14 protein-coding genes, 1 pseudogene and 1 CRISPR repeat array are annotated in these 20,026 nt (G+C 39.9%); of the genes and pseudogenes, 8 read left to right on the forward strand and 7 right to left on the reverse strand.

Annotation, left to right across the window (positions count from 1 at the left end; genetic code table 11):
- Positions 1 to 141 (reverse strand): annotated as a pseudogene (locus C6H66_RS13440) (IS630 family transposase); the annotation flags it as partial.
- Positions 142 to 228: 87 nt separating this feature from the next.
- Between C6H66_RS13440 and C6H66_RS13445 the strand changes: the two are divergent.
- The 8 genes from C6H66_RS13445 (at position 229) to cas6f (ending at position 10,830) form a co-directional block, all read left to right on the forward strand.
- Entirely contained in the window at positions 229 to 513 is a 285-nt protein-coding gene (locus C6H66_RS13445) for a hypothetical protein (protein ID WP_105395844.1), read from the forward strand.
- Between the two features lie 512 nt (positions 514 to 1,025).
- The gene (locus C6H66_RS13450) at positions 1,026 to 1,457 is read left to right on the forward strand and encodes a hypothetical protein (RefSeq protein ID WP_105395845.1); all 432 of its coding nucleotides are present in this window, start codon (positions 1,026 to 1,028) and stop codon (positions 1,455 to 1,457) included.
- A 1,115-nt stretch (positions 1,458 to 2,572) separates the two neighbouring features.
- Complete coding sequence (cas3f, locus tag C6H66_RS27645; protein ID WP_422615611.1) at positions 2,573 to 5,887, forward strand: type I-F CRISPR-associated helicase Cas3f; 3,315 nt, start codon at positions 2,573 to 2,575, stop codon at positions 5,885 to 5,887.
- Positions 5,888 to 5,980: 93 nt separating this feature from the next.
- On the forward strand, positions 5,981 to 6,241 hold the full coding sequence (locus tag C6H66_RS13455) for a type II toxin-antitoxin system Phd/YefM family antitoxin (RefSeq protein ID WP_036807242.1): 261 nt from the start codon (positions 5,981 to 5,983) through the stop codon (positions 6,239 to 6,241).
- 667 nt (positions 6,242 to 6,908) lie between these two features.
- Positions 6,909 to 8,267, forward strand: a complete 1,359-nt coding sequence (gene csy1, locus C6H66_RS13460) for a type I-F CRISPR-associated protein Csy1 (protein WP_046394379.1) — start codon at positions 6,909 to 6,911, stop codon at positions 8,265 to 8,267.
- Positions 8,264 to 9,232, forward strand: coding sequence for a type I-F CRISPR-associated protein Csy2 (csy2, locus tag C6H66_RS13465; protein ID WP_105395846.1), 969 nt, complete (start codon positions 8,264 to 8,266; stop codon positions 9,230 to 9,232). The genes csy1 and csy2 overlap by 4 nt, the downstream gene beginning before the upstream one ends.
- Before the next feature lie 23 nt (positions 9,233 to 9,255).
- Complete coding sequence (csy3, locus tag C6H66_RS13470; RefSeq protein ID WP_046394381.1) at positions 9,256 to 10,266, forward strand: type I-F CRISPR-associated protein Csy3; 1,011 nt, start codon at positions 9,256 to 9,258, stop codon at positions 10,264 to 10,266.
- A gap of 9 nt (positions 10,267 to 10,275) precedes the next feature.
- Entirely contained in the window at positions 10,276 to 10,830 is a 555-nt protein-coding gene (gene cas6f, locus C6H66_RS13475; protein WP_105395847.1) for a type I-F CRISPR-associated endoribonuclease Cas6/Csy4, read from the forward strand.
- Between the two features lie 358 nt (positions 10,831 to 11,188).
- Here the strand turns inward: cas6f and C6H66_RS13480 are convergent, their stop codons facing one another.
- From C6H66_RS13480 to C6H66_RS13505, 6 genes are all read right to left on the reverse strand, one after another.
- Positions 11,189 to 11,986 carry a PhzF family phenazine biosynthesis protein gene (locus tag C6H66_RS13480; protein WP_105395848.1) on the reverse strand — a complete coding sequence of 266 codons (798 nt, stop codon included), beginning with the start codon at positions 11,984 to 11,986 and terminating at the stop codon, positions 11,189 to 11,191.
- 324 nt (positions 11,987 to 12,310) lie between these two features.
- Positions 12,311 to 12,758: a CRISPR direct-repeat array (repeat unit 28 nt; unit sequence GTTCACTGCCGCACAGGCAGCTTAGAAA).
- A 108-nt stretch (positions 12,759 to 12,866) separates the two neighbouring features.
- Positions 12,867 to 13,694 carry a 5-deoxy-glucuronate isomerase gene (iolB, locus tag C6H66_RS13485; RefSeq protein ID WP_105395849.1) on the reverse strand — a complete coding sequence of 276 codons (828 nt, stop codon included), beginning with the start codon at positions 13,692 to 13,694 and terminating at the stop codon, positions 12,867 to 12,869.
- 47 nt (positions 13,695 to 13,741) lie between these two features.
- Entirely contained in the window at positions 13,742 to 14,632 is an 891-nt protein-coding gene (gene iolE, locus C6H66_RS13490; protein WP_105395850.1) for a myo-inosose-2 dehydratase, read from the reverse strand.
- Positions 14,633 to 14,675: 43 nt separating this feature from the next.
- Positions 14,676 to 16,580 (reverse strand): bifunctional 5-dehydro-2-deoxygluconokinase/5-dehydro-2-deoxyphosphogluconate aldolase, encoded by a 1,905-nt coding sequence (locus C6H66_RS13495; RefSeq protein WP_105395851.1) that lies wholly within the window; start codon positions 16,578 to 16,580, stop codon positions 14,676 to 14,678.
- A 75-nt stretch (positions 16,581 to 16,655) separates the two neighbouring features.
- Positions 16,656 to 17,789, reverse strand: a complete 1,134-nt coding sequence (locus C6H66_RS13500) for a Gfo/Idh/MocA family protein (protein ID WP_105395852.1) — start codon at positions 17,787 to 17,789, stop codon at positions 16,656 to 16,658.
- Between the two features lie 404 nt (positions 17,790 to 18,193).
- Complete coding sequence (locus C6H66_RS13505) at positions 18,194 to 19,903, reverse strand: solute:sodium symporter family transporter (RefSeq protein WP_105395853.1); 1,710 nt, start codon at positions 19,901 to 19,903, stop codon at positions 18,194 to 18,196.
- Between the last annotated feature and the right edge of the window lie 123 nt (positions 19,904 to 20,026).

The raw sequence follows: 20,026 nt of genomic DNA on the forward strand, positions 1-20,026 counted from the left end.
GGCGACATAAGTCACCGTCAATCCCTCATTGAGCATCAATAACGCCGTCAATCGACGGGAATAGTTCTTATCACGGGTTTTATGGATAAGTTTTCTCATTTTCTGGCATTCATTTTGAGGTATGGGTGCTATGATAGGCATCACTCAGTCCGTGTTGAGGTTTGGGATTTTTGGCAATTGATCAGATCGCAAAAATCGGACTGAGTTCCCTTCCAGTGATCTATTATTTTGAAAATTTATTTAGAAAAACTTAAAAGTTTCACTCCATCAGAACTTGCTCCTTTTTCATTTTATCGGTGGGGGAGAGACGGTAACGAGCTGGTTGAAGATCGGATTAAAGAATTAGCGGAACGATTAATTAAATCCAATCCAGAAAAAACGGTTAATGAGATTGAAAGCTATTACCGCATAGAAATAGAAAAGTTGGCTAAGAGACTACCCAAACAACTCAGGAAAGAATTTCATGAGAAATATACTTATTGGTTATATGCATCGAAATCTCAAAATAGTTAATAAAAATCCCTTGGAAATAAATTGTTTTTTAATAAACTCTGATATTTTAAGTAGTTCAGTGAAACAATATAAAATCACATGGATGTGAATTTGTCTTGATTTTCTGATGATAATGACTACAAATTGATGCTTGATAATTGTTTACTTTATTAATCCTTATATGCGATAAATATCAAATAATCTTTTTATAATTCATTTTCAATTGGAATGCATGTTGTTTTTTAGAATTAAAAATAAGGCGTTATAGATTATTGTGTTTTTAATACAAAAGATTAATTTGATTTTTACATGAAAAATTAATTTATTTAAATGGTTTTTATCTGAAATAATATAGATAATTTAAAATTTTCTTTTTAAAATATCAGGAAAAACATGGAGTAGAAAAAATAATGAATTATTTAAAGGGATATGAAATTATTTATTCATAGAGTAATAATATTGCATTTATTGGTTAAATCTGGAGTAGTTAAATTCTATTTTCGCACAGTAACTATACCAAAGGGGATTGAAACATGATGTATTCAGTTAAAGGTGTTCAATATCAAACGTTGGTAAATATCCCTAAAAACATTGGGTTAGGATATTCAAGATGGAGTGCCGGTAAAGTTCACCTTGTTGATGGTGATTTCCTATTTTATGGTTCTATTGATATTAAAGGTGAGAATGGTCCTGTTAATAAAGAAACAGAAATTGATGCTAACTGGACGGTAAAATTTAATGAAATGCCTTGTGATAGTCAGGGTAATATCTTGCTAAAATCTCACTGGCTTAGTCCTGCGAGCAATGATAGCTGGCTTCTAAAAGATAAAATGCGGCTCATGATTCTTTGCTCAAAGGAACCAACTCATCGATTGATTCTTGAGACCGGTGAAATTATTGATAATAAAGTTGACAATGATTATCTTCGTAACATGATATTTTCTTACACCATACTACGGCGCTAATAGTAAGCGATGCATTTAACTTAAAAAATGCTCTGATATTTTCAGGGCATTTCCTTAATCATAGAGATAATCCACCATTGTTCAGATGGCATGGAATACGAGATATATGAGAGGATAGCCTAATATTTTTATTTAATGATGGGAGTGGCTGCTGAAACGGTTTGTATAAATGATTGATATAATGGTGGTATATTAGGTGGATGAATTATTATAGGATCATTAGCTAATAAAATAGGTGAATGAAAATAAAATAATTCATGAATAGAGGGGTTTAATTTAAATGGTGGCAGTAAATAATCACTTTTTACCTGTAATGTTTATATTTGGTTTCATAATAATATGTAATATACATTATATCTTTAATCAAGATAATTATGTTGCTGAAAATATGAATTGGAGACTTGGTAAATTGGATAACATTGAATTTTTCAATATTTAAGTACATGGTGAAATTAATACAACTGTTGGAATAAATAGCGTTTCATAATTCTGCTACACATAGCCTTATCCAACCCGTTGTTATACATAGAATTATGAGTGGTATAAGGTGTAGCGCTATTTTGGAATCTTATTTATTGGATGATGTCACTATTGAAAAAGGCTGCGAGATTAAGAGGTATTGATTTTTGTTGATAATCGAGTTCAGTGAATTGGCTTCATCATCGTTGAACGCTTTATAGGCAGCAATTCTCACTTACTGCACAGACCTTAGGATAGACGGCTTAAGTATGTGATGATATTTTTGCTGCTACCTTATTTTTACCCTTTTTTTGAAGGGAGTTGTAATTGATTGATTTTATGGATAAATTAATTATGACTTATAAAAAGGTTTTTTTCACTTTTTAGTAGTTATGTTTTTTAAAAATCAGCAGGTTAAAGTTAATATGTAACAAATGCACTGCCGTACAGGCAGCTTAGAAAATTCACTAATACTCGACAATATTGCAGGTAATGTGCACTGCCGTACAGGCAGCTTAGAAGCGGCAATGGCTGGAGAAGATGAACAGGAATTTCGCCAACGCTGTATTAGTGGATTTCAAAAATCTGAGGCATTGGACACTATGATTGATGCCCTGCATGCAAACAATTGCTCAGCAACTGAGTCAGGTGGCACGATGAATATTCTTTTAGTCTCTCAATGTAATAAACGCGCGCTAACAGAAACTCGCCGAATTTTGGATCAATTTGCTGAACGTAAAGGTGATAGAACTTGGCAAACGGCTATCACACTGGAAGGTTTAAATACTTTGCGTAAGCTATTGCGTAAAACGGCACGTCGTAATACGGCGGTTGCTTGCCATTGGATAAAAAGTGGTGGTCAAACTGAGCTGTTATGGATAGTCGGGAATTTGCGACGTTTTAACTCACGGGGAGTTGTACCCACTAATACAACACAACGTGATGTGTTGAAAAGTCAGGATGAAAATCACTGGCATAGTGTAGAAGCTATAAGCTTATTGGCGGCGGTTGCTGGGTTATTTCATGATTTTGGTAAAGCTAATGCGTTGTTCCAGCAAGGTTTACGAGGAGATGGGCGGTTTCAACCATATCGACATGAATGGGTATCTCTGCGGTTATTTCGGGCATTTGTTAATAATCAAAATGATAAGGAGTGGTTGACTTCGTTGCGTCAGATAGAGCTTGGTGACGAGAGTAAAGTACTTTCTTGTTTGATTAAAGATGGTATTGGTAAAAAATATACGAATCCTTTTACTGATTTACCGCCATTGGCAACCACTGTTGCTTGGCTAATCCTCTCTCATCATCGTCTTCCTGTTTATCCTAGTTATGACGATCGGTATGTACGCAGACCACAATTAAAAGATATTGATAGTTGGCTGACTAAGCACTTAGAACCGTCATGGAATTCAGTCAACATGGATAATAAGGTCTGGAGTGATCAGGATAAACATGATGTCTGGACATTCCCAAATGGTACACCTATCCGCAGTCAGACTTGGCGTCAGAAAGCACAAAAATTTGCGCGAAGAGCGCTGCAATCAGCGTCATTATCGCAATATGGCAATCTGAACCAGCGTTTCACCAGTCATATGTCTCGACTGGTTTTAATGCTGGCCGATCATCATTATTCATCGTTGCCTGCAACTTTGGGTTGGCAGGATGTTAACTATGGGGTATTTGCCAATACTGATAAGACCACCGGCAAGTGCAAGCAGCGATTAGATGAACACAATATTGGTGTTGGGCAGAATGCTTTATTACTAGGGAGAAACTTGCCACATATCCGCAAAACGCTGCCTGCGATTACCCGGCACAAAGGATTTAAACAACGCAGTAAAGATGAAAAATATCGTTGGCAGGATCAGGCGTTCGATGTTGCATGTGCTTTACGTGAACGTTCAGTAGAACAGGGTTTTTTTGGCATTAATATGGCTTCTACTGGTTGTGGTAAAACTTTTGCTAATGCACGCATCATGTATGGATTAGCTGATGAAAAACAAGGATGCCGTTTCTCCATTGCTTTGGGGTTAAGAACGTTAACGTTACAAACCGGTGATGCATTACGTAAAAGATTGTACTTGGAAGAAGACGATCTGGCGGTGCTTATTGGTTCTCAGGCAGTGAAAGAATTACATCAACTCCGCCAAAAGGCACTTGAGCCTGATGTGGGTAGTATATCCGCGGAAGAGTTATTTGCTGAACACCAGTATATCAGTTATGACGGTAGCTTAGATGGTGGTTACTTGGGGAAATGGTTATGCAAAGATAAGTTGAACGAAAAAAATGATAAACTTAACGAACTACTTAGCGCACCTGTGCTGGTGACAACCATCGACCATTTAATTCCCGCCACTGAGGGTATTCGTGGTGGAAAGCAAATTGCACCCATGCTGAGGTTATTTACTTCTGATTTGGTGTTGGATGAGCCGGATGATTTTGATATTAACGACTTGCCTGCTTTATGTAGGTTAGTGAACTGGGCAGGGTTATTAGGTTCGCGGGTATTGTTTTCATCGGCCACATTACCTCCTGCGTTGATTCAGACATTGTTCAATGCTTATCGGGCTGGACGCCAAGATTATCAATTAGCATGTGGTCAACCAGGTGCTCCGGTGAATATCTGTTGTGCTTGGTTTGATGAATATGAAACAACTCAACAGGATGTGGTCGATGCATATCAGTTTCAGGAACAGCATAATATTTTCGTTAATAAGCGTATTGGCAGGCTTAAAGAAACGGTGCCATTGCGTAAAGCTGAACTTGTACCGATTATTTCTGAAACTCGTGAAGTTGATAATGTTATTAATACTATCGCTGAAGTGATGCATCGCTCTATATTGAAATTACATGAGGAACATCATCAAACTCACTCATCGGGTAAAACCGTTTCTATTGGTTTAATCCGGATGGCAAATATTAATCCACTGGTTGCTGTTGCACAGCGGTTATTACAAATACCATCCCCTGAAAATATGCGTATCCATTATTGTGTTTATCACAGCCAGTATCCTTTGGCGATACGTTCTCATCTTGAACATCGGCTGGATTCCACATTAACACGATACGATGAAGAAGAGTTGTGGCAGGTGGCGGAAATTCGCAAAGCATTAGAGGAGATGCCAGAGAAGCATCATATTTTTGTCTCACTTGCTACATCTGTAGCTGAAGTTGGTCGGGATCATGATTACGACTGGTCTATTGCTGAACCCAGTTCAATGCGTTCATTGATACAACTTGCTGGGCGTATTCAACGCCATCGGCAAAAAGAGCCAAAGATACCTAATCTGCATATTCTGGTGAAAAACTATAAAGCACTTAAAGCGACTGATTTAGAACATCCAGTTTATTGTCGGCCAGGATTTGAGTCGAAAGATTACCTCCTTGCCAGTCATGATTTACATGAATTACTGGAGCCTGATCAATATGAACTAATTAGTGCATTACCTAGGATTAGGGAACGAGATGACGCAGGGGAACGTTCACCTTTTCAGAACTTAGTTGATCTTGAACATCAACGTTTGTGGGATGAACTTCAAGGTGATTCTGATAATGAATATGGTTATTGCTCAGCACTTTGGTGGCGTAAACAAGCCTCATGGTGTGCGGAACTTCAACTCTATAAGCCATTTCGTAAGCCTGAAATTGGTTATAAATCTGATCGATTGTATTATCTGTGGCTTGAAGAAGAGGGTGAAAAGGCGAAATTTATGGCTCCAGACAGTGGTCTTGCTGGGATAAAAGACGATGGTAAGTTTAAGGATGTACAGGAGCTATTGTTTGCGTCGGGTGTAAATATTTGGATTGAACTTGATACTGAGACTATTTACCAGAATCTGGCTGGTATCCATGAGATGGAACTAAAAGATATCAGCCAGCGTTTTGGTGAGATTTGCCTCAGGGAAAAAAAAGATGGTGGAGAAGCATGGTGTTACCACCCATTTTTAGGGGTGTTTAGAGAAGTTAGTTGAATAATATGCGGTGTTTTTAGGTAATGATCGTGGTGATTGTCGTTCGATTCAATCAAACTAAGCGAATCGAACGATATTTGCGAGACTATAAATATGTATGCATTTTTTGCCAATGAAGCTAAAACTCACTTTGGTGATATGTTGTTAAGAGCGCAGCATGCTCCGATCCAGATTAATAGGAACGGCAAGCCTGTTGCCGTTGTTCTATCAATAGATGAATATGAAAACATTGAAGCGCTTAAGATTCAGTTTTTGAAATCCAGAGCAATTCAAGCCGAAGCTGATATTGAAGCAGGTAACCTAATTGATGGTGAATCGTTTTTTGATGAACTAGAGACAGGCAAGTACGACTAATGTTGTTCTTCTATTGTTTAACACCGTATGTCCAAAGAGATCTGTTCGAAATCCGCCGATTCGAGAGAGAAGTGATTTAATGTGGCTGATTGTTTTGAATTGAGGCTAGAGATGGAAAACATTAAATGTATTTGGCTGTTATCACGTATGGTAGTCGAAGAATTTTATGCTCGTTTGAGCTTAATGCCTATGGATAACGCCCAGTGTTTTGTATTAAGCTTATTTATAACGAGCAGTACTATGAAAATTCTATATAAAATTGCGAGTTACCCCTCAAAAGTACTTAAAAAAGGGAGACTTTTTTAAAATAAATTGAACGTTTAAAGAAATAAACTGTCTAATGAATATGTCGTTGATAATGAGATGTTATGAGCATACTGATTCATCTTGAATTGGCAGAAGAAATAAATTTAATACCATGACTTGATTGATACCCTATTTCTCATTACTACAGCGATACATTAGGGTGATTTTTAGGTATTTTGTTGTGGAATATACAGAGGCCAAATCTTGGTAAAGAGAATGAACAGAATAAATTAAAATACCTTGGTTAAGGTGATGAGCTCAAAGCTGAAGTATTTATTCGTTGATGATGTACAAAATCATGTTTTCGCGCTAAATTTAGCAGACAACCAGATAATCATTTTGATAAGGTAGGTAAGAGCCTATGAATGAAAATGGATTGAGTCGATTTATTGTCGATTATATTGAAAGCCGTAAACAATCAAAGCTGGAGGCTTTTGATAAAGAGGCTGAAAAAAAATTGGCAAAACTAACCTCTATGGAGGATATTACGCTAGCTAAACAAGAATTAGCTGAAAAACGCAAGGAATGGGAAGAGCACTATGAAGTTAGAAATTGGTTGGATGATGCGGTTAATCGAGTGGATCAAATCCGCTTAGTGACACATGTGCTGAAATTTACTCATACTGATGCAAGAGGTAGCAGTATTTTTGCGGTACAATCAAAAGCAAATGTAAAAAAAGATATTAAATATCTTTCCACGGCAGCTTTAGATAAACCTGCCATAGATGCGGCAGGAAATGCGGCTGCTCTTGATATTGCGAAATTATTATTAACGGAATATCGGGAAGGTGATTCATTGCTGGCAAATATAAATCGGGCAGACTATTCAGCACTAGCTGCACTGGCAAAAAATCAGCAGCAGCTTGAATTATGGATCAATGGGTTTAGTCAAATTTTATCAGATAAACGACTTTCTTCACATAGACTAGCGAAACAGCTTTATTTTCCTGTTGGCTATAATAAATATCACTTATTAGGCCCACTATTTTCTTCATCTCTGGCACATACCATGCATCAGCGTATTACTGGAGCACGCTTTGGTGAATTATCTAAAGAAATTAGCAAAGCGAAAAAAGAAGAATCTTGGCGTCCTGAAATTATCGCGATTTATCCTAATACTGCTGTGCAGTATTTTGGTAGCACTAAGCCACAAATTACCTCTTATCTTAACAATATGCGGGGTGGACGAGTCTATCTTTTACCATGTTCAGCTCCTGAATGGAAAAATATGACTAAACCACCTATGAAACATAGGTCTATTTTTGATCTGGGTTGTGAGTTTGTATCATTAGTCCGTAGCACTATTTGGCAGATGCAACGGTATTTGTTAAGTGTACAAAAATATGAAAACACATTAGAGATCCAACAATGTCGTCAGGAATATGTTGATGAAATTATTGATATTTTATTTAACTATGTCGTTGTCATACAAAATTTGATTGAGATGAAAGGTTGGAGTGCTAATGAAGGTTGTGAGTTAAAACGAGCTCAACAACTTTGGCTTGATCCTTATCGTTGTCAGCAAGATGAAACGTTTAAATTTGAACGCGAAGGTGGTGACTGGAAAAAAGAGATAGCCGTAGATTTTAGTTACTGGCTGAATCAGAGTTTAAGGCATGAGCGGTTAGAAATGGGATTATCTGAACGTCGTGAGTGGGCTTCTGTGTTTAAAGAGCGGCTACGTGAATTTGAGGATGAATTGCCAGAGGTACCGTTATGAGCCATTTAATTATTTTACATCATATTCGAGTAGAGAATGCTAATGCTATTACTGGTTTAACCTATGGTTTTCCGGCAATCACTCACTTTCTTGGGTTTACTCATGCTATCTCACGTAAGCTACAAGAAAGCTATAATCTAAGACTAGAAAATTGTGGTGTAATTTGTCATAACCACCAACTTCATGTATATCAGTCCGATCCAATTAAAGATAAAGTTTTTGCATTAACTCGCAATCCTCTAACCAAAGAAGCAAAAACGGAGACGATTAATGAAGAAGGTCGTATGCATATGACAGTTTCTTTATTAATAGAATGTTCTGGTGAAATTGCTGGCGATGCAGGGGCTGACGAATTGGAACAATATTTACTAGAAATATGTCCAACTCAAAGACTAGCAGGTGGTACTATTATTGAAATTGCTAAAGTTAATGTTATTGCTTTTCCGCAGGAAGGGCAGGTAACCCGTAAATTAATGCATCGTTTATTACCGGGTTTTGCCTTGTTAGATCGCTCTGAATTGTTAGCTAAACACTACGAAGAATTAAAACAGGATAATCCTCAAGCAGAGATGATTGATGCCTGGCTTGATTTTTCTACTATTAAAATGCGGGCTATTCCTACTCAGGATGATAAGCAACCTGAAATTGGTGATCCTGCATCTTGGGAATATATTCCTAAACCCGGCTCTGGATATTTAGTTCCTCTGATGACAGGTTATCAGGCAATATCTCCGTTATATCCCGCCGGGAAAGTAGATAAAACTCGTGATCCTAATACTCCATTTTGTTTTGTTGAAGCAATCTATGGGATAGGTGAATGGAAAAGCCCGCACCGTATTAATGATATTCGCCAGTTACTCTGGTGTTATGACTATCAAGAGAGAGAGGGTGTCTACAGGTGTGGTAATCAACAGACTGTTTCCCGTCAATCCAAACACAATAAGAAAGTAAGAATAATCGACTGATTAATTTAAAGAAGGATATCTACATGTCTAAATCAACTATTAAAACAGCTTCTGTACTGGCATTTGAACGTAAACTTTCTAACTCCGATGCTTTAATGTTTGCTGGAAATTGGGAACAAATTGACGGTGAATGGCAACCTATTGCTATTCAGGAAAAAGCTGTCCGGGGGACGATTTCCAACCGCTTGAAAAATGCATTAACCAGCGATCCAGCTAAGTTGGATGCGGAGATTCAAAAAGCAAACCTGCAACGTGTCGATGTTGCCGCATTGCCTTTTGATGCGGATACCCTAAAAGTTAGTTTTACATTACGGGTCTTAGGCAATCTTTCAACACCATCAGTATGTAATGATCAGGATTATCAAGCTGAACTGGCAAACGTGATTAACGGTTATATCGCTGAACATGGTTTTAAAACACTTGCAGCACGTTATGCAGAAAACTTGGCTAATGGACGGTTTTTGTGGCGTAACCGAGTTGGAGCAGAAGAAATTAAGGTTCGCGTAAGTGGTAAGAGTGGCAAATGGTGGGAGTTTGATTGCGAAAATTTCAGCTTACGTGAATTTGGTAAGGTAGACGGTGATTTAGCTGAACTTGCCGCCGAAATTGCAGAAGGATTGGCAGGCGATAGATCAACATTATTCAATGTTGAGGCATTTGTTCGTTTGGGGCATGGACAGGAGATTTTCCCTTCTCAAGAGTTGGTTCTCGATAGTAACAGTAAAAAAAGCAAAGTGTTGTATCAAGTCAATGAGATCGCTGCACTTCATTCGCAAAAAGTGGGTAATGCGCTCCGCACTATTGACACGTGGTACCCAGACGCTACGGAATTAGGTCTTGGCCCAATAGCGGTTGAACCCTATGGTTCTGTCACCAGTCGTGGTAAGGCTTATCGTCAGCCTAAAGTAAAAATGGATTTTTATACTTTGTTAGATAACTGGGTTGTTAAAGGAAAAGCGCCAGAAGTAGAGCAACAACACTATGTTATGGCGACGCTAATTCGTGGCGGTGTTTTTGGTGAAAAAGGTGAATAAGGGGATCAGATGGATTATTACTTTGAAATCCGTGTTCTTTCCGATCCTGAATTTAGCCAGCAAGACCTTATGGAAGCGTTATTTGCTAAACTGCATCGGGCTTTGGGGCAAGTAGGTAACGGACGTATTGGGGTCAGTTTTCCCCGTGCGAGAAAAACACTGGGGGATACGCTAAGGATTCACGGTGCAAATGAAGCATTGAATGATTTGCAGTCTTTATCTTGGTTAAAAGGACTTCGGGACTACACTGAAATGACTGATATTCAGCCAATTCCCCAAGAAACTAAGTACTGTTGTGTCAGCCGAGTGCAGGTTAAAAGTAGCGTGGAGCGGCTTCGTCGTCGTTCAATTAAAAAAGGATGGTTAACGGAGGAACAAGCCTTACAACGCATTTCTATCAGCAAAGAGCAACGTACTCATTTACCATTCTTGTTTCTCAAAAGTTTGTCATCAGGTCAAAGTTTTCTGTTGTTTGTCGAACAAGGGTCAATACAAGACAAACCAATACCGGGAGTTTTTAGCTCGTATGGATTAAGTTCATCAGCTACCATCCCTTGGTTTTGACCCTTTTTTAGCGGCTAATTATAACTTATTGATTTATTTAAGAGATTAGCCGCTGCTAATAAAAAGGGTTTTTCTGCTTTTTATCATTATGTTCTTTAATAATCAGTAAATTAAAGGTAGTATCTAATAGTTCACTGCCGCACAGGCAGCTTAGAAATGAGCAACGCGACCAGTTCATCGCGGCAACTCGTTCACTGCCGCACAGGCAGCTTAGAAATTGCTTATTAGAATACGTTGCCGAGCTTGTTTGTTCACTGCCGTACAGGCAGCCAGAAAAAAAAGAGTTTTGCTTTATTAATAGCAGAACTCTTTTTTTCCTTAAAATTTTGTATTAATAATACTTATTGACGTGTGTATCTTAAGAAATATTTAGGGAATTGAGGACGATATGCCCGTAGGAAAATAATGTGGCTTTGCCTGATAAATGCACTCGATCTCCATGTAATTCACACATAATGTCTCCACTGCGTTTTGACAATTGGCGTGCATACAATCTCTGTTTATTTAAACGGTCGCTCCAAAATGGGGCTAATACACAATGTGATGATCCGGTTACTGGATCTTCTGGTACGCCCTTAGCAGGTGCGAAATATCGGGAAACAAAGTCAATTTGTTGTTCACCCAGTGCTGTTATGACAACTCCTGGTAAAGGCAGAGTGGCTATTTTGTCAAAATTAGGTTTTGTATTTAAAACTTGTTCTGCGGTTTCTAGTAAACAAATGTAGCGATTATGAGAGACAAAAAGTTCGGATATTTTCTGACTTAATGCATTTTCGATATCTGCTTGTAGAGCGGACTCTTTTTTGTAAGTAGCTCTGGGTAAATCAAGTGTATAAGTACCGTTGCCATGATAAACGGCAATATTCCCGGAGCGAGTTTGAAATACGATGGGATTATCAGTAATGGATAAATGTTCAACCATTACGCAAGCTGTCGCTAATGTTGCGTGCCCACATAAATCAACTTCAACTTTTGGTGTAAACCAACGTAGTTGGTTATCGACTAGGAAAGCAGTTTCTGAGAGATTTATTTCCATAGCAATAGATAATAGAGTTTCATCTGGAAGCCAATTATCTAATATAACAACAGCGGCTGGATTACCAGAGAATGGGCTATCGGTGAATGCATCGACATGATAAATGGGTAGCGAAGTCATTTGTATCTCTCTTAAAATAGAATTAGTCATGAAAAAGGGATCAATCTTCTTAATTTTTATAAAAAAAATTGCCCGCTATTTTATACAACTATATGTGATCGTAAAAAGAGTAAGCAGCTCAGTTTTAGGATATTTAGCTGGTTTTCTGAAGCATTGGATATCATTGCATTAACCAGATATGCGACCCTATTTTTACCCTTTTTTTGCAGTTAATTTTAACTTGTTGATTTTTATATAATATTATATTGTGCTAATAAAAAGGGTTTTTCTGCTTTTTATCATTATGTTCTTTAATAATCAGTAAATTAAAGGTAGTATCTAACAGTTCACTGCCGTACAGGCAGCTTAGAAAATTTCGTAACTTGCTGCGGTGTAACATGCATAGTTCACTGCCGTACAGGCAGCTTAGAAAAAACCAGGTTCAACATATCGACTTCGAACACTGTTCACTGCCGTACAGGCAGCTTAGAAAGATTAGAGGGCTGACTCATGGCGTTTATATGTGTTCACTGCCGTACAGGCAGCTTAGAAAAACTTCTAATTCGTAATCAATTGGCTTCGGAAGTTCACTGCCGTACAGGCAGCTTAGAAATAAACAGCAAATCGCCTATCTGGCTGTGAAATGTTCACTGCCGCACAGGCAGCTTAGAAATCATCATGTAATGTTAGTGAGTCTGATACTACGTTCACTGCCGCACAGGCAGCTTAGAAAATGCCTTGTTGCTCCAATACAATTTCTCTATAGTTCACTGCCGCACAGGCAGCTTAGAAAGTGTGATTGCATATCTTTGATAACGCGGTCACGTTCACTGCCGTACAGGCAGCAGCGCACTCGATTGAGTGCGCTAAAAAAGCAACCTTTTTTTCTTCTCGATATGCATCAATTGTTGTGCTTTTGTGCATATTCTTCACTATTAACCCATTGGTGGTCTTTTTCCCAGGTAAATAGCCACTTGCGGGTTGGTCCGGCCATTACGTTGAGATAATAGTTGTCGTAACCGGCAATGGTTGCCACTGGGTGGTAGCCTTTGGGCACTATTACCACATCCTTGTTGTAAACAGCCATTGATTCATCCAGTGAACGGTCATCGGTATAGACACGTTGCATGCAGAACCCTTGAGAAGGGTTCAGGCGATGGTAATAGGTTTCTTCCAAATAGGTTTCCTGTGGCGTATTGTCGGTATCGTGTTTATGGCTAGGGTAGGAGCTGGTACAGCCTTCACCGGTAAAGACTTCAACCACCAACAAGCTATCAGCAGGTTTATTATCCGGTAGGATGTTGTGAACATAGCGTCGGTTGTAGCCATTGCCACGTTGTTCTGCATCAATATCCTGTGGCGTAATCAGTCGAGTCGGGTAGCTTCCTTTACCCGGCGCTTGGCATACCGCGAGTTCAAGAGCGGTATCGGCAATAATTTCAACAGATTCCCCCGCAGTGATGTAAACGGCATAAGGTTTTTTGCGTTCAAATGGCTGCATGCGATCGCCAATATGCTCAAACCGTTGATGTGGCGTAGTCACTGTGGCTTTGCCTGCCACCAAAACCAGACAGGTTTCATTTTCTGATGCGGGTAAGGTGATTTTTTCACCCGAAGCCAATTCATAAACATCGAAGTGGACATACTTCCAGTTTGCTGATTCCGGCGTGATATGTTGAGTTCGTTTGTTTTGATCCGGTGGATGATATTTTGATAATAATTTGGACATATTATCTACCCTCAGTACTATTTTTGCATGAATCAGGTTGTGATTAATTAAAACAATCCGGCATCTCTGGCAAATTTGCGTAAATTGTTATAACCCATCGTTGCGTAGGTGAATGGGTGAACAATAGCGGGATCTTGTTCTGCTTCAACCACCAGCCAGCCTTGATAATTCTGTTTTTTCAACACTTGGAAAATTGCCGGATAATCAACGCAACCATCTCCCGGTACTGTGAATACACCGCTCAGCACCGCATCAAGGAAGCTGGTTTTACGGTTTTTCACATCGTTAAGTACATCAGGGCGGATGTCTTTACAGTGAACATGATTAATGCGTTTTGCCCAGCGTTCTGCGATAGCTAGTGGATCAGCGCCAGCAAAGGTTAAATGACCGGTATCCAGCAACAATCCAACTTCATCTCCGGTATTTTCCATTAGATGATCAACATCTTTCTCAGTTTCGATGACAGTTCCCATATGGTGGTGATAAGCAATCTGAACACCTTGTTTTTGGGTGTAGCGGGCAAATTCAGTCAATTTTTCACCATATTCTTGCCAGCGGTTAGCTGGAAATTGAGGGCGAAGATGGACTGGTTTATTTTGATCGCCGTGAATGCAGTTTGTCACTTCCGCAAAGACCATGACATTAGCCCCCAGCTCGCGTAGCAGGGTCAGGTGAGATTGTACCGCTTTAATCTCTTCCGCTACTGAACGGGTGAGTAATTCGCCAGAGTACCAGCCGGATACCAGCATGAGATCATGGGCGGCAAGAATGGGACCCAATACGTTGGCCTGACGAGGGAATTTATTGCCCAATTCAAAACCAGTAAAACCCGCCTGGCGACCTTCTGTTAAGCAGGTTTCCAGTGGTGTATCTGCGCCGAGAGTGGGTAAGTCATCATTAGTCCAGGTTAGAGGGTTGATACCAAGTTGAACAGCCATGATGGTGCTCCTACTAATTGAATAAAATAATTTTATTATGTTGCTATCCGCGCTGACGCCATAGGCTAATCAGGTTGTGATAGTTGGTTTTTATTTTCTGGATCAAGCGGTTATCATCAATCTCATTTTTTAGCCATTTTAGGGATGGTTGACCAAATAGGGTTCTTCCGACAGCAAAACCTTTGACGATAGATTTGCCGGCTGCGGCATTAAAGCCCATTTCCAGCTCTTCTTGTGAAGCGTCAAGACCAAGAATAACGACGCCACGGCAATAGGGGTCTCGTTGCTGGATGAGATAGTTAATGTTGTCCCAACTTTCAGAACTGAGAGGTGGGAGTTTCCACCAATCCGGTTTAACGCCAAGGTTATAAAAGCGTCTAAGTGCGCGAATATAGAACTCATCTGAGTGTTTCATTTCCGCAGGTAGAATCACTTCCAGTAAAAGTTCGTGACCAGATTTACAACATGCGGCATAAATTTCCCGAACTTTTTTCTCTTGTTCCAGACGGAGTGGGTGAGCGTCTTCTGGATGGAAAAACACCAGACATTTGACGATGTGTTCCAGCGGCCAGTCAATAAGTTGGGAACCGATGTTGCCATGTTCCAGACAAAGCGGGCGAGAGCCAGGTAGCTCAATTGGGCGGCCTATCCACCAACCTTGACCGGTAATTTCGTTTAAAACATCCTGACCAAAAGTGCTGTCACATAACAGGCCTATTTTTCCTTGTAATCCTGCTTCTGTGGCGACTTCTCGGCTGGCGCGCAATAGAAGTTGTTTTAATGATGAAATACGCTTGATACTGGCATTTGCTTGTCGGGCTAATTCAATAAATTGAATACGATGATCAAATGCCATTACGCACAGTTCGTCCCATTGTTTTTTACGGGCGCTGATACGGTGGAGGTGATTAAGTGTTTCATCCAAATCAGGGCGTAGTATTTGATTGGCGCGTGATAGATAGTTATCAAGCTCTGTTTTATTTGGCATTGCCGGGGCGCATCCATGACGAGAAACAACTAATGCGCCACAAGCATTAGCGTAGGTACAGGCTTTTTCCCAACCTTCGTTATTAAGATAGCCGCGTAACAAGCCGGACATAAAAGCATCCCCTGCACCGAGTATGTTAAGCACATCGACACGAACACCCTGTATGGTAATGCCATTATCCAAATCATTAGGGATTTCAGCGGTAAAAACAGAGCATCCCAGTGATCCTCGTTTGCAAACCAATGCAGCAGACGTGAGTTTACGAATGTTGCGTAGTGCTTCGATGGTATTTGTGGAACCACCGGCAATATGGAACTCTTCTTCTGTGCCGACAATGAGGTCAAATAGCGATAATACTTCCTGTAACTGAGCTGTTACCTGTTCCGATGCGATATAACGTGTTTCACCGTCTCCCAGAGAAGTTAATCCCCAAAGTACCGGGCGATAATCAATATCCATGACTGTTTTCACACGGTTGCGGCGGGCGTAGTTGAGGGCCGTCAGCACCGCATCGCGAGTGTTAGGATGAGAAAGATGTGTTCCGGTGATTGCCATACAACGGGCTGATGCAATGTATTCTTCACTGAAATCGTCACGGGTAATTGCCATATCGGCGCAGTTATCACGATAGAAGATCAAGGGAAACGTTGTTTTATCTTTGATTCCTAGCAGCACCAGTGCCGTAAGGCGTTCTTTATCAATAGTTAGATGGCTGGTATCACAGCCAACACTTTGCAGCTCTTCCCTAAGGAAACGTCCCATATGCTCATCACCGACTCTGGCTAGCATGGAGGATTTAAGCCCCTGACGAGCGGTGCCATAGGCAACATTACCGGAAGAACCCCCAAGATATTTTGCAAAACTTCCCATGTCTTCCAGACGTGCTCCGATTTGTTGGCCGTAAAGGTCAACGGCGATTCGTCCCATGCAAATAACATCAAATTTTTTTTGCTGCTCCATTGAACCATTCCTTATTAAGTACAACATCAAGTGTTGCTATGATTAGCTCCGACAGTGGAGTGTTGATAAGAAGAGTTAATTAATTTCAGTGACATTCACCCAACGTTGTTCCTGATAAGAACGAGCAATGGCATCCAAAATACGTGAGACTTTCCATCCTTCGGTGAAATCTGGCCATATCTCTTTATTGCTGGCGATGCCATTGATCAAATCTCTGATTTCCACTGTTTTTTGATCATTGAAGCCGATACCGTGACCTGCGCCGTGACAGAATGGCGCATAGTCAGGATGTTCCGGTCCAATAAGAATGGTTTTAAAGCCTTGGCGGTTTGCCGGTTCATCGTGACGGTAAAGTTTCAGTTCGGCCATTCTTTCTTGTGTGAAGCTCAAAGCGCCTTTTGTTCCTGTAACGGTGTAGCTCAAACCCATTTTGCGGCCGCAGGCAACACGGGAGGTTTCAATAACACCCATTGCCCCACTGTTGAAACGCACCATAGCATGTGCTTGATCTTCGTTTTCTACCGCAACCATAATGCTAGAGCCGGTTTTTTCCGGGCGTTGTTTGATGACAGTGGCCATGTCTGCGCAAACAGTTTCGATATCGTCAATCAGGTACTGCGCCATATTGATGATATGAGCAGCAAGATCCCCTAATGCACCTAATCCAGCTTTATCTTTGAAACAGTGCCAGTGAATAGGGGTGAATGGATCAGCCATATAATCTTCGTTATGAGTGCCGTAGAAGTGAATGACTTCACCAATTTCACCATTTGAAATGATCTCTTTAGCCAGTTGTGCGGTGGGGTTTTTCATGTAGTTAAAACCGACTAATGTTTTCACGCCGGCTTTTTTGGCGGCTGCGGCCATTAATTGTGCATCAGTTGAGTTTAGTGCCAGTGGTTTTTCACAATAAACATGCTTGCCATGTTTGATTGCTTCGAGAGCCATCTCTTTATGAAGGAAATTTGGTGAGCAGATATCAACAACATGAATATCGGGATCTGATACTAATTTGCGCCAATTGTCAGTAAAGCGCCGGAAACCTAATTGTTCAGACCGTTTTGCGGCGAGTTCAGCAGAAACTTCCGCTACCATTTCACAAACTAGTTTGCCTGCCAGAGGGAAAACAGTAGGTGCTTGTGCGTAAGCAATGGCATGCGTCCGTCCGATGTAACCAGTACCGATTAGGCCGATACGAATCTCTTCCATATAGCTGTTTCTCCAAATAGAAGCGGATAGGTCGTTTGTTGTTGCAGTCAATTTTTTAGTGTTTGCCAGTTAGCTTTGGTTGTTGTCGTACATCTGTTATAGGAAACATTTATTTCATTTTCAACAAAAATGAAAATATTAATTTCAGGTTGTGATCTGATAAGGATTTTTTAGCTAACGTCGCGTTATATAGGGTTAATTTTCTGATTAATTAGGTACCATTCAGAGGTAAGAGCTGAAAAAATAGAATGTTAGAATTTTTGTTCCATTTATGGCTTGGTATATATGGAATTAGTTAGCAAAAAGAATCGCTATACTCCCAGGATTTCCTCTTGCGAATATGGGATACAGGGAAATCCTGGTTGTAGGTTATTCTAATAATAATGTTGGGGTAATAAAGTTAGCTAATTATCTTTATTCGGTTTTTGGGGCGTATTATTTATTACAAGTTTCCTGAATAGCGTCTTACCTATCTGGTATAGCGCATAAGATAGTATTAATGCAGCAAACAAATAATAAATAATCATGATTACCTTGGGAACATTATGTGCGAGAAATACGTACATAGAGATTGAACAGAGTGTAATTAACCATGCAACCGGTTTCACCATAGACCACGGTGTAATATTTACTTGTTCAGTATAAACATCTTCAAATGGTTTAGCTGGAAAAAAGTAGCCAATAGCCAACATGAAAATAACATTGAGAATAAATAAAATGCCAACCAGGTGAAAAAAGTGCAGGTTAATTTTTAAAATGAAATTACAGATAATATAGGCAGACATGCCGAATAATAGGCCAAGTTTAGCCGCAATAGGCGGTACTCGTTTAGTCATCAGTCCGACTAATACCACGCTGAGAATTGGCGCGTTAAAAATCCCCTGTAATTGTTGAATGAGATAGAACAGACCATCTGGTGCATTAGCGACTAATGGTGCGACGATCATGGTGATTAACGCTAATCCGATCCCCAGATATTTACTCATAGCGACTGTTTGAGTTTCGGTGGCATTTTGGTTGATTCGCTGTTTGTAAATATTGACGATAAACAGTGTTACAGATGAATTAAGTCCGCCACTGAATGTGGAAAATACCGCGCCAACGACCACAGCGGCAAAGAAACCAACCAATACTTCTGGCAGAATTAGATGGACTAATTCTGGATAGGCGTTATCTGGATTATCTATTTGTCCTTTGAAAATATGGAAAGCAATAATGCCGGGTAGAATAATAATAGACGGCATAATGAGTTTAAGTAAAGCACACAACATCACGCCTTTTTGTCCTTCCGCTAGATTTTTTGCCCCAAGGGCTTTCTGAACAATGGATTGATTGGTACACCAGAAAAACATATTGGAAACAATTAGGCCGGTAAATAACGTGGAGAAAGGAACTAGAGAATCTTCACTGCCGATGGAGTTAAATTTATCAGGATTAGATTGATAAACTTCAATTAATCCTTGCCAGGCATTGCCATTGCCGACATAGAGTAGGGCAAAAATGGTTACCATTAACCCGCCAACGATTAAGCCAATGCCGTTAATAGTATCTGCGGCGGCAATGGCTTTAATACCACCAAAGATGGCATAAACCGCACCTAATCCACCAACGCCCCAAACCATAATCCATAATGCCGTAGTCTTATCAATACTGAATACATTGGAAACCTGGAATAGACTTTCTAATGCAATTGCGCCGGTATACAGCACAATGGGGAGTAGTGAAATGATATACATAGCCAGGAAAAGAATTGAGGTAATAAGCAGCGTATTTTTATCAAATCGGCGTTCAAGGTATTCCGGGATGGTTGAAATACCGAGTTTCAGATATTTAGGCAGGAAATAAATAGCAAATAGAACGATTGTTACAGCGGCTATCACTTCCCAAGCCATAACGATAAATCCGGCTCGGAATGCTAATCCATTCAAACCGATTAAATGCTCTGTGGACAGGTTCATCAATAACATAGAGCTACCAATATAAACACCTGTGAGAGATCGTCCGCCAAGAAAATAGCCTTCAGTAGATTCTGTCAGACGAGCATTATGGGTTTTGTAATAAGCGAAGCCAGCCACTAATAGGGTAAAACCAATAAATGAGAGAAAAGCTAACATACTATCCTCCAAGCCTGATTGACTGTTTTCAGGCAGCAATATGCTGACGGGAAAGCGGCCTTTCCCGTTTTTATGATGAAAATAAATGTAAGTCAGTTAGTTTTAGTTAGAGATGTAGGGCTG

Source organism: Photorhabdus hindustanensis, from assembly GCF_002968995.1.
In the GTDB taxonomy this organism is placed as follows: domain Bacteria; phylum Pseudomonadota; class Gammaproteobacteria; order Enterobacterales; family Enterobacteriaceae; genus Photorhabdus; species Photorhabdus akhurstii.

Bases quoted from the DNA above. Each gene is read 5' to 3' on its own strand.
- C6H66_RS13450 (WP_105395845.1), top strand. From the start codon at position 1,026: ATGATGTATTCAGTTAAAGGTGTTCAATATCAAACGTTGGTAAATATC.
- cas3f (WP_422615611.1), top strand. From the start codon at position 2,573: ATGAATATTCTTTTAGTCTCTCAATGTAATAAACGCGCGCTAACAGAA.
- C6H66_RS13455 (WP_036807242.1), top strand. From the start codon at position 5,981: ATGTATGCATTTTTTGCCAATGAAGCTAAAACTCACTTTGGTGATATG.
- csy1 (WP_046394379.1), top strand. From the start codon at position 6,909: ATGAATGAAAATGGATTGAGTCGATTTATTGTCGATTATATTGAAAGC.
- csy2 (WP_105395846.1), top strand. From the start codon at position 8,264: ATGAGCCATTTAATTATTTTACATCATATTCGAGTAGAGAATGCTAAT.
- csy3 (WP_046394381.1), top strand. From the start codon at position 9,256: ATGTCTAAATCAACTATTAAAACAGCTTCTGTACTGGCATTTGAACGT.
- cas6f (WP_105395847.1), top strand. From the start codon at position 10,276: ATGGATTATTACTTTGAAATCCGTGTTCTTTCCGATCCTGAATTTAGC.
- C6H66_RS13480 (WP_105395848.1), bottom strand. From the start codon at position 11,986: ATGACTTCGCTACCCATTTATCATGTCGATGCATTCACCGATAGCCCA.
- iolB (WP_105395849.1), bottom strand. From the start codon at position 13,694: ATGTCCAAATTATTATCAAAATATCATCCACCGGATCAAAACAAACGA.
- iolE (WP_105395850.1), bottom strand. From the start codon at position 14,632: ATGGCTGTTCAACTTGGTATCAACCCTCTAACCTGGACTAATGATGAC.
- C6H66_RS13495 (WP_105395851.1), bottom strand. From the start codon at position 16,580: ATGGAGCAGCAAAAAAAATTTGATGTTATTTGCATGGGACGAATCGCC.
- C6H66_RS13500 (WP_105395852.1), bottom strand. From the start codon at position 17,789: ATGGAAGAGATTCGTATCGGCCTAATCGGTACTGGTTACATCGGACGG.
- C6H66_RS13505 (WP_105395853.1), bottom strand. From the start codon at position 19,903: ATGTTAGCTTTTCTCTCATTTATTGGTTTTACCCTATTAGTGGCTGGC.